Raw genomic sequence first — 13,708 nt, 5'->3', positions numbered from 1 at the left:
AAGGAGTGACGACATGCGCGTGATGGCCCAGATGGCCATGGTCATGAACCTGGACAAGTGCATCGGATGCCACACCTGTTCCGTGACCTGCAAGCAGGCGTGGACCAACCGTTCGGGCACCGAGTACGTCTGGTTCAACAACGTCGAGACCCGTCCCGGTCTCGGCTACCCCCGGTCCTACGAGAACCAGGAGGAGTGGAAGGGCGGTTGGGTACGCACTCCCAAGGGCCGCCTGAAGCTGCGGGCCGGCGGGAGGATGAAGAAGCTCGTCACGATCTTCTCCAACCCGAAGATGCCCTCGATCCAGGACTACTACGAGCCCTGGACCTACGACTACGAGACGCTCCTGACGTCGCCGGCGACGAAGAACTTCCCGGTCGCGAAGCCGATCTCGCTGCTCAGCGGCAAGACCATGAACATCGAGTGGTCGGCCAACTGGGACGACGACCTCGCCGGCTCCACCGAGCACGCGGTGCGCGACGAGATGATCAAGGGCATCGAGGACAAGGTCAAGTTCGAGTTCGAGCAGACCTTCATGTTCTACCTGCCGCGCATCTGCGAGCACTGCCTCAACCCGTCGTGCGCCGCGTCGTGCCCCTCGGGCGCGATCTACAAGCGCGAGGAGGACGGCATCGTCCTGGTCGACCAGGACCGCTGCCGCGGCTGGCGCATGTGCGTCTCGGGCTGCCCCTACAAGAAGGTCTACTTCAACCACAAGACCGGCAAGGCCGAGAAGTGCACCTTCTGCTACCCGCGCATCGAGGTCGGCATCCCGACCGTCTGCGCGGAGACCTGCGTCGGTCGTCTGCGCTACATCGGTCTCGTGCTCTACGACGCCGACAAGGTCCTGGAGGCCGCGTCGGTGGAGAACGAGCACGACCTCTACATGGCCCAGCGTGAGTGCTTCCTCGACCCCGAGGACCCCGAGGTGCAGCGCGCCGCGCGCGAGGCCGGCATCCCCGAGGACTGGATCGACGCCGCCCAGCGCTCGCCGGTCTGGGCGCTGATCAACAAGTACGAGGTGGCGCTGCCGCTCCACCCGGAGTACCGCACCATGCCGATGGTCTGGTACATCCCGCCGCTCTCGCCGGTCGTCGACGTCATCAAGGACACCGGTCATGACGCGGAGGACCGGGACAACCTGTTCGCCGCCATCGAAGCCCTGCGGATCCCCGTCGAGTACCTGGCCAACCTCTTCACCGCCGGTGACGTGGGTCCGGTCAACGACGTGCTGCGCAAGCTCGCCGCGATGCGTTCCTACATGCGTGACATCAACCTGGGTCGCGACCCCGACGACTCCATCCCTGCTGCGGTCGGCATGGACGGCGAGTCGATGTACGAGATGTTCCGGCTGCTGGCGATCGCCAAGTACTCCGAGCGCTACGTCATCCCGGCGGCGCACGCCGAGCAGGCGCACGCGCTGGAGGAGATCGGCACCGACTGCCCCGTCTCCGAGTACGGCGGCGGCCAGCAGGGCCTCTTCGGCGAGGGTTCGGGCCGACTCAACCCGGTGGCGGCGGAGAACCTGCAGATGCTCAAGGAGCGCCAGGAGTCCGACGTCAGCGGCGACGTGGCGGGCGGTGACCCGACCGCCGGACGCGTCAACCTGCTCAACTGGGACGGTCGCGGCGTGCCCGAGGGCCTCTTCCCGCCGAAGTCGGGAGGGGCACGATGAAGACACGCAAGAAGCTCGGTCTCGGCCGGCGCAACGAGAAGCGTGACGTCCGCCCGGTCTGGGCGGCCTGTGCCGCGCTGCTCGACTACCCCGACGAGCGGCTCATCGAGGGCCTGGACGGCATCGCCGCCCTGGTGCCCGACGACCCGCACCTGCAGCCCGTCATCGAGCACCTGCGTACGCACTCGTTGCGCGAGCTCCAGGTCGACTACGTCAAGGCGTTCGACCTGACCCGCAAGTGCTCGCCCTACCTGACCTACTTCTCCCACGGCGACACCCGCCGTCGGGGGTTGGCGCTGGTCGAGTTCAAGGAGACCTACCGGGCCGCCGGGGTCGAGTTCGACCCCAGTGAGGACGAGCTGCCCGACCACCTCAGCGTGGTGCTGCAGTTCGGTGCCCTCGTCGACACGGCGGGTGCGCTGAAGCTGTTGCTCGACCACCGCGCGGGCGTGGAGATGCTGCGTCTGGCGCTGGAGAACTTCGACGACGGAGACGGCTCCCCCTGGTGGGGCGTCGTGGCGGCCGTCTGCGCCACCCTCCCGCCGCTCGACGGCGACGAGGCCGACGCCGTACGCCGCCTCGTCGAGGCCGGCCCGCCGGCCGAGGAGGTCGGGCTGGGTGGCTACGGCGACCCTGCCCTCCAGGCGCCGCCTGCTGCAGGACCGACCCTCATCTCATCCGCCCGCATCCCGGTGGGAGCCCCCTGATGGACGTCTTTCTCTGGGTCATCGTGCCCTACCTCTGCCTCGCCACCTTCGTGGTCGGCCACGTGTGGCGCTACCGCTACGACAAGTTCGGCTGGACCACCCGCTCCTCGCAGCTCTACGAGGACAAGATGCTGCGACTCGGCTCGCCGCTCTTCCACTTCGGGATGCTGGGGGTCGTGGGCGGCCACGTGATCGGTCTGCTCATCCCGCGCTCGTGGACCGACGCGGTCGGCATCGACGACCACATGTACCACTACGCCGCCGTCGGTGGCGGGCTGGTCGCCGGGATCGCGGCGACGGTCGGACTGGTCATCCTGATCTACCGGCGCCGCACGGTCGGCCCGGTCTTCAGCGCCACCACGCCGATGGACAAGGTCATGTACTTCTTCCTGGCCGCGGCGATTTTCCTGGGCATGTGGAACACCATCGCCGGGTCGATCTTCACCCTCGGTGGGGAGTACAACTACCGCGAGGGCGTCTCGGTCTGGTACCGCTCGTTCCTGGCCTTCACCCCGGACGCCTCGCTGATGGCGGAGGCCCCGATCGGCTTCCAGCTCCACGCCATGGTGGCCTTCATCCTCTTCGCGCTGTGGCCCTTCACCCGCCTGGTCCACGTCTTCTCGGCGCCGGTCGGCTACCTGACGCGGCCCTACATCGTCTACCGCTCCCGCGACGACGCGATGGGCAGCCGCCCGCAGCGTCGCGGCTGGGACGAGCCGGTGGGCCGCCGCTGAACCCGCTGTGTCGGTGGCGGCCGGACACTAGGGTGTCGGGGCATGAGACGTGTGCTGCCCTGGCTGGTGCTGCTGGGGATGCTGGCCGTGGTCGCGCTGCCGGCTGTCACCTACCTTTTCGAGCAGGACGACGACTCGGGCTACGAGCCGACCCGGATCACCCGCTACAACGCGGTCTTCGAGGTCGACGACGACGGTGACATGGCCGTCACGGAGACGCTGATCGTCCGGTTCCCGGTGGGCGACCGGCACGGGATCTTCCGGTTCTTCGACGAGTACGACGCCGAGGACACCTCGGTGCCGCGCGTGCCGCGCGAGGTCAGCGTCACCCGTAACGGGCGGGCGGAGGAGTTCGAGCGCTCCCGCCAGCACAACGGCCGCTTCCACGTGCTGAAGATCGGCGACGCCGACGAGACGCTGGAGCGCGGGGACCACACCTACGTGATCCGTTACGAGATCGAGGACGTGCTCCTCGACCGGGGTGACGAGGTGAGCCGCTTCTACTGGGACCTCATCCCCGCCGGGTGGGCCCAGCCCATCGACGCGGCCGTGCTCACGGTGCGACTGCCCGCGGCGCCGAGCGGTGATGTCCGGTGTGCCGAGGGGGCCGGGAGCGCGGACAACTGCCGGGCCCGGGTCACCGACAACACGATCACCGTGGAGACCGACGACCTCGAGCCGAACACGCCGGTGACGGTGCAGGCCGACCTTCCCGTCGCCGCTCCGGTGGCCGAGAGCCGCCTCGTCTGGCCGGTGTCGTGGTCGCCGGTGCTCGGCCGCTGGCCTTGGCTCCTGGCGATCGTCGCAATCGTCGCGGTGGCCGTGGGGTGGCTGGGCCGGCGCATCGCCGCTCCCACGTTCGAGGAGCCGCCCGCCTTCCCCCTGCAGTACGCTCCGCCGCCGGACCTGGGGCCCGCGCAGGGTGCCTACCTGCTCACCGAGCGTCCGAGCCGCCACGCCCTGGTGGCCACCCTCATGCACGCCGCCGAACGAGGCGCCGTCCGGTTGGAGCGCGGCGAGGACGAGTGGGTCGTCACCCGCATGCCGGACGCGCTGCGGATCAAGCTCGACCCCCTGACCCGCAAGGTGACCGCCGCCCTGCACCGTGACTCCGACCGTTTCGTGGCCGCCGAGGACGACGTCGAGGCCGGCCGCACGATGCAGACCGTCAAGACCACCCTCGACAAGGACGTCAAGGAGTGGGCGCTGCGCGAGGGTCACCTGGCTCGCGCCGGGTTCGGCAGCGCGGCGGGGGTCGGCGTCGTCGCGGCGGCTGTGGTCTACGTGATCCTGGTCGCCGCGCTGAGCGGGACGATGAGCGTGGTCGCGATGGTGCCGGGTGCCTTCGCGGCCATGGGGCTGCCGGTGCTCTACCCCGGCGCCACGACGAAGCGCACCGACAGCGGGCGCCAGCTCTGGTCGCAGGTGGGTGGCTTCCGCCGGGTGCTCTCGACACCCTCCAGCATCGAGCGCTTCGACTTCTCGGGTCGCGAGGAGCTCTTCACCGCCTACCTGCCGTGGGCGGTGGCCTTCGGGTGCGCGGAGGAGTGGGCCGCGAAGTACCGCACCGAGATGGCCTCCGATCCTCCTGACCCCGTGTGGCTGATCGGTGCCCCCTACTCGCTGACGGGTGGTCCGCAGTCCATGGTCGACAGCTTCTCCTCCACCGTGGGCGGGGCGATCTCCTCCTACCAGGCCACGCAGGCCAGCTCGAGCTCCGGAGGCGGCTTCTCCGGAGGGGGCGGCGGTGGAGGCGGGGGCGGTGGTTCCTGGTGACGTTCGTCTGGGTGCTCACGGGCATCACGGCCCTGCTGCTGCTCGTGGTCGTCACCGGGTTCAACCGGTTGCGCCGGGCCGACCTGGCCGCCCGGGAGGCGATCGGCGGCATCGACGTGCAGCTGACCCGTCGGGCCGAGCTGGTGCCGCGCCTGGTGGAGACGGTCAAGGCCCACGCCGCGCACGAGCAGGGCGTGCTCGGCGAGGTGACCCGGGCGCGTACACAGGTGCAGCGAGCCACCGAGGGTGACGACGTCGGCTCGCGGGCCGAGGCCGACGCCGGGCTCGAGCGATCCTTGGCCGACCTCACCGCGGTCGCCAAGAACTACCCCACGCTGCGCGCGGACGCCACCTTCTCCGAGCTGCTCCGGCAGCTGGCCGACGTCGAGGGGCAGGTCGCCTTCGCGCGGCAGTACTACAACGACACCGTGCGCCGCCTCAACGACCTGGTCGCCACGGTGCCGTGGATGTTCCTCACGGGAGTGGCCCGGGTGCACAGCAGGGACTTCTACGAGGCCCCCGAGGGTCATCGCGAGGTGCCCGGAGCTCCGTTCTGACTCACCCGCCCGGGCCGGCAGCGCTCACCACACGTGGCGCGGGCGGAACTGCACCGAGACCCGCGGGCCGGCGGCGGCCTGCTTCGGCACCGCGTGCTCCCACGTACGTTGGCAGCTCCCGCCCATGACGACCAGGTCGCCGTGGCCCAGCGGCACCGCGATCGAGGATCCGCCGCCTCGCGGACGGAGCACCAGCCGACGCGGGTCGCCGAGGGAGACGATCGCGACCATGGTGTCCTGGTGGCGGCCGCGGCCGAAGGTGTCGCCGTGCCAGGCCACCGAGTCGCGCCCGTCGCGGTAGTAGCAGCAGCCGGCCGACACGAACGGCTCGCCGAGCTCCGGCAGGTAGTGGGCGCTGAGCTCGTCGCGGGCTCGCTCGAGCATCGGGTGGGGGAGGGCGGCCCCGGCGCCGTACTGGTGCACCAGCCGGGGGACGTCGACGACGCGGTCGTACATCTGGCGCCGCTCGGCCCGCCACGGCACCGCGCGCAACATGGTGGCGAAGACCTCGTCGGCATCCGCCAACCAGCCTCGCTGCACGTCGACCCACGCGCCGTGCGCCAACGGGCGCCGCTCGGGACGCAGCGGGACGGGCGCCGCGGACTCGGTGGCGAAGAGCGTGCTCTGGAACTCCATCGCGCCACGATATCGAACACCTGTTCGACGGGCAAGGCTGGAAAGCGGCCTCCGCCGATGCCGGTGGGCACTATCGTGACTCGTCGGCTGCACCGACAGTCACGCAGGGGCAGCGGGGACGGGCCAGTTGGCACGATGGGAGAAGGTGGGGACATGCACGGCGCCGTGGGTCACGCGGCCGAGCCTCCCCATGAGCTCGGCCCTCCGGCCGCGCGCGTCCGCGACCTGGCCCGCGTCTACGGCACCGGCCAGTCACAGGTGCGCGCCCTCGACGGGGTCAGCCTCGACATCGAGGCCGGCGAGTTCACCGCCGTCATGGGGCCGAGCGGCTCGGGCAAGTCGACCTTGATGCACTGTTGTGCGGCGCTCGACAAGGCCGACGCCGGCGAGGTGTGGATCGGCAACCAGGAGATCGGACGCCTGGGTGACGACGCCCTCACCGCGCTGCGGCGCGACGAGATCGGCTTCGTCTTCCAGTCGTTCAACCTGGTGCCGACCCTGACCGCGGAGGAGAACATCCTCCTGCCGCTCTCGATCGCGGGTCGCAAGCCCGACCGCCGGTGGTACCGCAACGTCATCCGCACCGTCGGCCTGGGTGACCGGCTCGACCACAAGCCCAACGAGCTCTCCGGCGGTCAGCAGCAGCGCGTCGCAGTGGCCCGGGCCCTGGTCAGCCGCCCGCGGATCGTCTTCGCCGACGAACCGACCGGCAACCTCGACTCCCACTCCGGGGCCGAGGTGCTGGCCCTCCTGCGTCGCTCGGTCGACGAGCACCGCCAGACCATCGTGATGGTGACCCACGACGCCGTGGCGGCGGCCTACACCGATCGCGTCATCTTCCTCGCCGACGGACGGATCGTCGAGGAGATCCGCCAGCCCACGCGCGAGCGGGTGCTGGAGATCATGACCGCCATGACCGCGGTCGCCCACGAGGTCTGAGCATGCTCCGGGCTGCTCTGAAGAGCCTGCTCGCGCGCAAGGTGCGGCTGGTGATGAGCACCTTCGCGATCGTGCTCGGCGTCGCCTTCGTGGCCGGCACCCTGGTCTTCACCGACACGCTGAACCGCAGCTTCACCGCGCTCTTCGCCTCGACGGTGGGTGACGTCGTGGTCACGCCCGTCACCTCCGACGACGCGGCGTCGATCCCCGGCGGCGCCGGTGCGCCCGGGGCGGGCCAGGGTGGCGCGGGGGCGTCGGAGAGGGACACCCCGACCCTGCCCGCGCGGCTGGTCAAGCGGCTGGCCCGGGTCGAGGGGGCCGCACGGGCCGACGGCAACGTCCTCGACGCCGCGGTCTTCGTCATCGACAAGAACGGCAAGGCCGTGGCCGCCTTCGGGGCGCCGTCGCTGGGGTCCAACTGGACGGGCGCTCCCGCCGGCCAGGGGCTGGTGGGTCTGCAGATCGTGCGCGGCGACCCGCCGAAGCGCCGCGGTGAGGTGGTGCTGGACGCCCTCACGGCCCAGCGGTCGGGCTACGCCGTCGGCGAGGAGGTCACCCTCTTCACCGGTGGTGAGCGTGTCCTGAAGCCCACCCTCGTCGGCATCGCGGACTTCGCCGAAGGGGGATCCTTCAGCGGGGCGACGTGGACCGCCTTCGACACGCGTACGGCGCAACGGCTCTTCCTGGGGGGTCGAAACCGGTTCCACTCCGCCTGGGTCACGGCGGCGCCGGGGGTCACGCAGGAGGAGCTGCGCGACCGGGTGGCCGAGGTGCTTCCTGCTGGCTACGAGGCCCGCACCGGTGACGACGTGGCCGACGAGTCCTCCTCCCTGCTGCTGCAGGGCATCTCCTTCCTCACCACGTTCCTGCTGATCTTCGCGGGCATCTCGCTCGTGGTCGGCGCCTTCCTCATCGTCAACACCTTCTCGATCCTGGTGGCCCAACGCAGCAAGGAGCTGGCGCTCTTCCGGGCGCTCGGCGCCTCGCGCCGCCAGGTGAGCGCCTCGGTGCTGGTGGAGGCGTTCGTGCTGGGCGTGGTCGGGTCGACGCTCGGCATCGGTCTGGGGGTGCTGCTCGCGATGGCGATCCGGACCCTGTTCGGCACCTTCGGGCTCGACCTCTCCGGCCAACCCCTGGTCTTCGCCCCGCGCACCTTCGTGGCGTCCTACGCGGTGGGCATCGTGGTCACGATGGTGGCGGCCTGGTTCCCGGCCCGACGCACGGCCCGCATCGCCCCGATCCAGGCGATGCGCGACGAGGTCGCGTTGCCGGAGACCTCGTTGCGTCGCCGGTTCCTGGGCGGTCTCGCCCTGGGGGCCGCGGGGGGCGGGGCCCTGGCCCTCGGGCTGATGGGCACGGTGGACCGCGCCGGCTGGTTCGTGGGTGGAGGGATCCTGGCGATCCTGCTGGGGGTGTCAGCGGCGGCGCCGGTGATCTGCCAGCCCTTCCTGCTCGGGGCGCGGGCCCTCTTCTCGGCCCTGATGGGCTCGGTGGGTCTCCTGGCCGGGCAGAACTCGCTGCGCAACCCGCGACGGACGACGGCGACGGCCTCGGCGCTCATGATCGGCCTGGCGCTCGCCAGCACGATGGCGATCGTCGGCGACTCGGCCAAGGCCAGCGTCGACCGCGCCCTGGAGACCAACTTCCGCGGCGACTACGTCGTCTCGAGCATCGTGGGTCAGCCGTTCTCGGCCTCGATCGCCCGACGGATGGGTCGGGTCGACGGCGTCGAGAGGGTGGCGCCGGTGCGGTTCACCTTCGGCGAGCTGGAGGGAGGCGAGGGAGGGCGGCCGCAGGGTCTGACCGCAGCCCGACTCCCGGCGCTGCGGGGACTGCTCGGGGTGGAGGTGCTGCGCGGTGACGACTCGCGGTTGGCCCCGGGGACCGTGATCGTGGGGGAGTCCCACGCGGAGCAGGAGGGCCTCGCGGTGGGGGACACCCTCGCGATGCAGGTCAACGGCCGTCGCCTGAGGCTTGACGTGGTCGGCATCTTCGCCGACAACCCGGTGCTTCCCTTCCCGGTCGTCACCGACCCGCGGACGCTGCTGCGCGCGGGCCTGCCCGACCGCGACAACCTGCTGGTGGTCGACGTGACCTCTCCCGGCCCCGTGCTGGAGAGCCAGCTGGAGGGGGTGATCGGCCGGCTCCCCACGTTGACGTTGAAGGACCAGGCCGCCTTCGCGGCGGAGCAGCGCGAGCCGATCGACCAGCTGGTGCTGATGATCTTCGCCCTGCTCGGACTGGCGCTGCTGATCGCGGTGCTCGGCATCGTGAACACGCTGGCCCTCTCGGTGATCGAACGCACCAGGGAGATCGGGCTGTTGCGGGCCATCGGACTGCAACGCAGCCAGCTGCGGCGGATGATCACCGTGGAGTCGGTGGTGATCGCGATGCTGGGTGCGACCCTGGGGGTGGGCCTGGGGGTGGGCTTCGGGATCGCCCTCATGCACTCGCTGCGCGACCAGGGACTCGAGGTCATCTCGGTGCCGTGGGACCAGCTCGCGGCGTTCGGTCTGGTGGCGCTGGTGGTGGGTGTCGTCGCGGCCGTGCTGCCGGCTCGTCGGGCCGCGCAGCTGGACGTGCTGCAGGCCATCGGCACCGACTGAGGGGCCGGCGCGGGGCGGTCAAGCCTTGCCGATTCGCCGGACGTGGGCCTGTGGGCCGACCTATCCTGCCGAGGTGGAGCAAGGGGTCGAGGCGGCGCGAGAGCTGAAGCACGTGGTGGTGCGCGAGCACGTGCGCAGCCTCGTGCAGGGCGCCGCCCCGGGCACTCCGGCGCCGTCGGAGCGGGAGCTCGTCAGCCAGTTCGGCGTGGCCCGGATGACGGTCCGCCAGGCACTGGACGCACTGGTCGTCGAGGGCCTCCTCGAGCGGATGCCCGGCCGTGGCACCTTCGTCGCTCGCCCCCGCCGCGAGCGTGGGCAGGTGACCAGCTTCAGCGAGGTGGTGGCCCGTCGCGGACAGGTGGCGGAGTCGACCACGGTCCTCGCCCGACTCGAGCAGGCCGGGCCCGGTGTGGCTCGGGCGCTGCAGACGGATCCCGGCGCCGCGGTCGTGCACTGGAAGCGGATTCGCCGCGCCGGTGGCGAGACGATCTGCATCCAGGACGCCTACCTCACCCCCGAGACCGTGCCGGGGTTGCTGGACGCGCTGCCCGAGAGCCTCTACCAGGCCCTGGACCGTCACCAGCTGCGTCCGACCTGGTCGGAGGACGCCATCCGTGCGGACCTGGTCAGCGACGAGGAGCGGACGCTGCTCGACCTCACCGGCGAGGACCCGAGCCCCGTCCTGCGGGTCGCCCGCCGGGCGTTGCACGACGAGCGCGTGGTCGAGGTCTCCAGCAGCGTCTACCGCACCGACCGCTTCACCCTCCACCTCCAGCTGGGCCCCGCCAACTGAGCCTGGCCCCGGGCTCTACTCCCGTCCGCGCTGTCCGTTCGAGGGTCGGAGGGGAGTGCCGGACGCACCACTGGCCCGTACGCGTGTGCGTACGGGCTGTGGTCGAGTGCGGTCAGGCTGTGGGTGCGGAGCGTGGGGTCGGGACGGGTGGTGGTTCGCCGTCTGGCCTCTGGGTGAGGTCGTGGGTGCCGTGGCGGTCGCGTCGGAAGCGTTGACCGTGGGGGCTGGTCCACTCGAAGACGCCGCTGGCGGGTGAGGTGAGGCGCCATCCGGTGTGCGTCTTCAACCGGTGGTGAGCGCGGCACAGGGGAGCCAGGTTGTGGGTAGCGGTCAGCCCTGGTTGTGGCCGGTCTTCACCGGCAGCGTCGTGGTCGAAGGGTTCGACGTGGTCGAGGTCGCAGGACCTGGCTGGTCTGGTGCACCACGGGAACACGCAGGTGCGGTCCCGGAGAATGACCTGGCGCCGGAGCCGGTCGGTGGGTTCGTACCTGCTCGTGGTGATCTGTTCGTTGAGGTCGATCACCGGCAGGATCCGCACCTCGGTGTGCGTGCCCCGCACCCACGACCGGACCTGCGACAGCAGGGCCAGTTTCTGGCCGTTCTCGAGGAACCCGATCGGGTTGATCCCGGTGGTGCCGTCGGGCTGGACCTCGGCGGTGAAGTGCAGGTGCAGGTCGACCCGCCGGGCCTTGCGCTGCACCGTTCCGTCGGCGGAGTCGGCGGCGCCAGCCACCGTGCCAGTGCCGTCACTGCCACCGTCGTCGCCTTCGAACTCAGCGTTGGCCAGGTCGAGCGAGGTCTGCTGCCGCGCCAGCTCGCCCAGCGCCATCGACCGCCGCACGTCCAGTGACGCGGTGGAGCCACCGGCCTTGAGCGCCGCCGCGCCCGCGGCGAGGGCGTGGGCGAGGTCGTGCCCGTCGGCGTTCGAGACCTCCGCCTCGATGCGCATCGAACCGGTGAACGGCCCGATCGGGGTGTGGATGTGGACGTACCGGCCGTCGTTGTCCTCATCCCGCGACGGCTCCTGGGCCGCCAACCCGTAGAGCTCGATCGCCTGCGCCACGATGCGCTCCATCTGCGCGCGACCGATCTTCTCCAGGAACGGCGACACCTGCGCGTCGATCCACGCCATCGCCTCCGGCGTCAGGGCAGGGTCGCAGTGGATCGTCGCCTCGGCGACCTGCTTCGCGCGCCACACCGGCACCCGCCCGGACTGCACGCGGCGCCACACCCGCGGCAGGCGGTGGACCATCTCGATCGCCTGGCCGATCAGCTTCTTCGCCGCGTCGGTGGAGATCCCCAACGCAGCCCCGAGCTCGGGGATGCAGAACTCCGCCACCAGCGGCGTGCCGTCACCGGAGATCGGCTCATCACCCAACGGGTGATGGAACGCCGCCGCGTTCCAACCGTCCTCGTCAGCAGGATGCGCCACGGCCCACTCGTACGCGATCGCCAGGAGATCGGCCTCGCCACGCTGCACCACCGAGCGTCGCTGACGCGCCGCACCGAGCAACTCGGCGGCAGTCAGGTCACCCAATTCAGGGGCGACAGTGGCGGTGGCTTCCATGACTCAACCCAACCAGCGTCCACCGACAACTTCGGGCGCATCGTGGGCCCGCCTGCCCCAGCCCTACAGGTCGCTCGCGTCGACGATGCGGTAGGCGTACCCCTGCTCGGCGAGGAACCGCTGCCGGTTCGCGGCGAAGTCGGCATCGACGGTGTCTCGCGACACCAGCGTGTAGAAGTGCGCGGACTTCCCTTCGTCCTTGGGTCGCAGCAGCCGGCCCAGGCGCTGCGCCTCCTCCTGACGCGAGCCGAAGGAACCGCTGACCTGGATCGCGACCTCCGCCGAGGGCAGGTCGATGGAGAAGTTGGCCACCTTGCTGACCACCAGCAGCGAGATCTCACCGGACCGGAAGGCGTCGAAGAGCCGCTGGCGCTCCTTCACGCTCGTCTCGCCCTTGATGACCGGCGCGTCGAGCATCTCGGCGATCTCGTCGAGCTGGTCGATGTACTGCCCGATCACCAGCGTCGGTTGGTCGGAGTGCAGCTCGACCAGACGGCGTACGACCTCGAGCTTGCGCGGCGTGCAGGCCGCCAGACGGTACTTGTCCTCGCTCTCCGCGACGGCGTACGTCAGTCGCTCGGCGTCGGTGAGGCTCACGCGCACCTCGGCGCAGTCGGCGGGCGCGATCCAGCCCTGCGCCTCGATGTCCTTCCACGGGGCGTCGTAGCGCTTGGGCCCGATGAGGGAGAAGACGTCGCCCTCGCGACCGTCCTCGCGCACCAGGGTCGCGGTCAGGCCGATGCGGCGGCGGGCCTGCAGGTCGGCGGTCATCCGGAAGATCGGGGCGGGCAGCAGGTGCACCTCGTCGTAGACGATGAGGCCCCAGTCGCGGGCGTCGAGCAGCTCAAGGTGGGGGTAGACACCTTTCCGCCGAGTCGTCAGCACCTGGTAGGTCGCGATGGTGACGGGCCGGACCTCCTTGACGGCGCCGGAGTACTCGCCGATCTCGTCCTCGGTGAGCGTCGTGCGTCGCAGCAGCTCGTCCTTCCACTGCCGCGCGGAGACGGTGTTGGTGACCAGGATCAGCGTCGTGGCGCGGGCGTGCGCCATGGCGGAGGCGCCGACGATGGTCTTGCCGGCGCCGCAGGGCAGCACCACGACGCCCGAGCCGCCGTGCCAGAACGACTCGGCGGCGTCGCGCTGGTAGTCGCGCAACGCCCAGCCCTCCTCGACCAGGTCGATGGGGTGCGCCTCGCCGTCGACATAGCCTGCCCAGTCCTCCGCGGGCCAGCCCAGCTTGAGCAGGGCCTGCTTGAGGTTGCCGCGCTCGGAGGGGTGCACCGCCACCGTGTCGTCGTCGATGCGGTCGCCGAGCATGCCCTTGATCCGCTTGGCGCGCAGCACCTCCTCCAGCACCGGGCGGTCGGTCGTCACGAGCACGAGCCCGTGCACCGGGTGCTTCTCCAACCGGAGCCGGCCGTAGCGCGCCATCGTCTCGGCGACGTCGACGAGCAGGGCATGGGGCACGGCGTAGCGGCTGTAGGTCAGCAGGGTGTCGACGACCTCCTCGGCGTCGTGGCCCGCGGCGCGCGCGTTCCACAGGCCCAGCGGCGTCAACCGGTAGGTGTGCACGTGCTCCGGCGAGCGCTCCAGCTCGGCGAAGGGCGCGATCGCCCGGCGGCACTCGTGGGCCTGCTCGTGGTCGATCTCCAGCAGCAGCGTCTTGTCGGACTGCACGATCAGGGGGCCGTCGTTCACCCAGCGATCCTACGGGCGTC

General features: G+C 70.8%; 11 protein-coding genes. 8 read left to right on the top strand and 3 right to left on the bottom strand.

The features are described from left to right. Positions 1 to 13 precede the first annotated feature (13 nt). The 5 genes from narH to IEQ44_RS10075 are packed head-to-tail and all read left to right on the top strand — an operon-like array spanning position 14 to position 5,449. Complete coding sequence (narH, locus tag IEQ44_RS10095; RefSeq protein WP_193638327.1) at positions 14 to 1,675, top strand: nitrate reductase subunit beta; 1,662 nt, start codon at positions 14 to 16, stop codon at positions 1,673 to 1,675. After that, positions 1,672 to 2,382, top strand: a complete 711-nt coding sequence (narJ, locus tag IEQ44_RS10090; RefSeq protein WP_193638326.1) for a nitrate reductase molybdenum cofactor assembly chaperone — start codon at positions 1,672 to 1,674, stop codon at positions 2,380 to 2,382. The genes narH and narJ overlap by 4 nt, the downstream gene beginning before the upstream one ends. Continuing rightward, positions 2,382 to 3,116 carry a respiratory nitrate reductase subunit gamma gene (gene narI, locus IEQ44_RS10085; RefSeq protein ID WP_193638325.1) on the top strand — a complete coding sequence of 245 codons (735 nt, stop codon included), beginning with the start codon at positions 2,382 to 2,384 and terminating at the stop codon, positions 3,114 to 3,116. The genes narJ and narI overlap by 1 nt, the downstream gene beginning before the upstream one ends. 42 nt (positions 3,117 to 3,158) lie before the next feature. Next, positions 3,159 to 4,892 carry a DUF2207 domain-containing protein gene (locus IEQ44_RS10080; protein WP_193638324.1) on the top strand — a complete coding sequence of 578 codons (1,734 nt, stop codon included), beginning with the start codon at positions 3,159 to 3,161 and terminating at the stop codon, positions 4,890 to 4,892. After that, positions 4,889 to 5,449, top strand: a complete 561-nt coding sequence (locus IEQ44_RS10075) for a LemA family protein (RefSeq protein ID WP_319804606.1) — start codon at positions 4,889 to 4,891, stop codon at positions 5,447 to 5,449. The genes IEQ44_RS10080 and IEQ44_RS10075 overlap by 4 nt, the downstream gene beginning before the upstream one ends. Positions 5,450 to 5,473: 24 nt before the next feature. Here the strand turns inward: IEQ44_RS10075 and IEQ44_RS10070 are convergent, their stop codons facing one another. After that, the gene (locus IEQ44_RS10070; protein ID WP_193638323.1) at positions 5,474 to 6,085 is read right to left on the bottom strand and encodes an alpha-ketoglutarate-dependent dioxygenase AlkB; all 612 of its coding nucleotides are present in this window, start codon (positions 6,083 to 6,085) and stop codon (positions 5,474 to 5,476) included. 153 nt (positions 6,086 to 6,238) lie between these two features. Between IEQ44_RS10070 and IEQ44_RS10065 the strand changes: the two genes are divergently transcribed. The 3 genes from IEQ44_RS10065 (at position 6,239) to IEQ44_RS10055 (ending at position 10,423) form a co-directional block, all read left to right on the top strand. Then, positions 6,239 to 7,024: an ABC transporter ATP-binding protein gene (locus IEQ44_RS10065; RefSeq protein ID WP_193638322.1), complete on the top strand. Its 786-nt coding sequence runs from the start codon at positions 6,239 to 6,241 to the stop codon at positions 7,022 to 7,024. A gap of 2 nt (positions 7,025 to 7,026) precedes the next feature. Then, positions 7,027 to 9,630: an ABC transporter permease gene (locus IEQ44_RS10060; protein WP_193638321.1), complete on the top strand. Its 2,604-nt coding sequence runs from the start codon at positions 7,027 to 7,029 to the stop codon at positions 9,628 to 9,630. A gap of 73 nt (positions 9,631 to 9,703) precedes the next feature. Continuing rightward, positions 9,704 to 10,423, top strand: a complete 720-nt coding sequence (locus tag IEQ44_RS10055; protein WP_319804605.1) for a GntR family transcriptional regulator — start codon at positions 9,704 to 9,706, stop codon at positions 10,421 to 10,423. Positions 10,424 to 10,535: 112 nt separating this feature from the next. On the opposite strand, the gene IEQ44_RS10050 is transcribed toward IEQ44_RS10055, so the two are convergent. Together IEQ44_RS10050 and IEQ44_RS10045 are read right to left on the bottom strand one after the other, a co-directional pair. Further along, positions 10,536 to 11,990 (bottom strand): HNH endonuclease signature motif containing protein, encoded by a 1,455-nt coding sequence (locus IEQ44_RS10050; RefSeq protein ID WP_193638320.1) that lies wholly within the window; start codon positions 11,988 to 11,990, stop codon positions 10,536 to 10,538. A 63-nt stretch (positions 11,991 to 12,053) separates the two neighbouring features. After that, on the bottom strand, positions 12,054 to 13,688 hold the full coding sequence (locus IEQ44_RS10045; RefSeq protein WP_193638319.1) for a DNA repair helicase XPB: 1,635 nt from the start codon (positions 13,686 to 13,688) through the stop codon (positions 12,054 to 12,056). Positions 13,689 to 13,708 lie beyond the last annotated feature (20 nt).

Source organism: Nocardioides malaquae (genome assembly GCF_015070385.1).
GTDB lineage: Bacteria > Actinomycetota > Actinomycetes > Propionibacteriales > Nocardioidaceae > Nocardioides > Nocardioides malaquae.
This window is presented reverse-complemented; position numbering and strand designations above follow the sequence as displayed.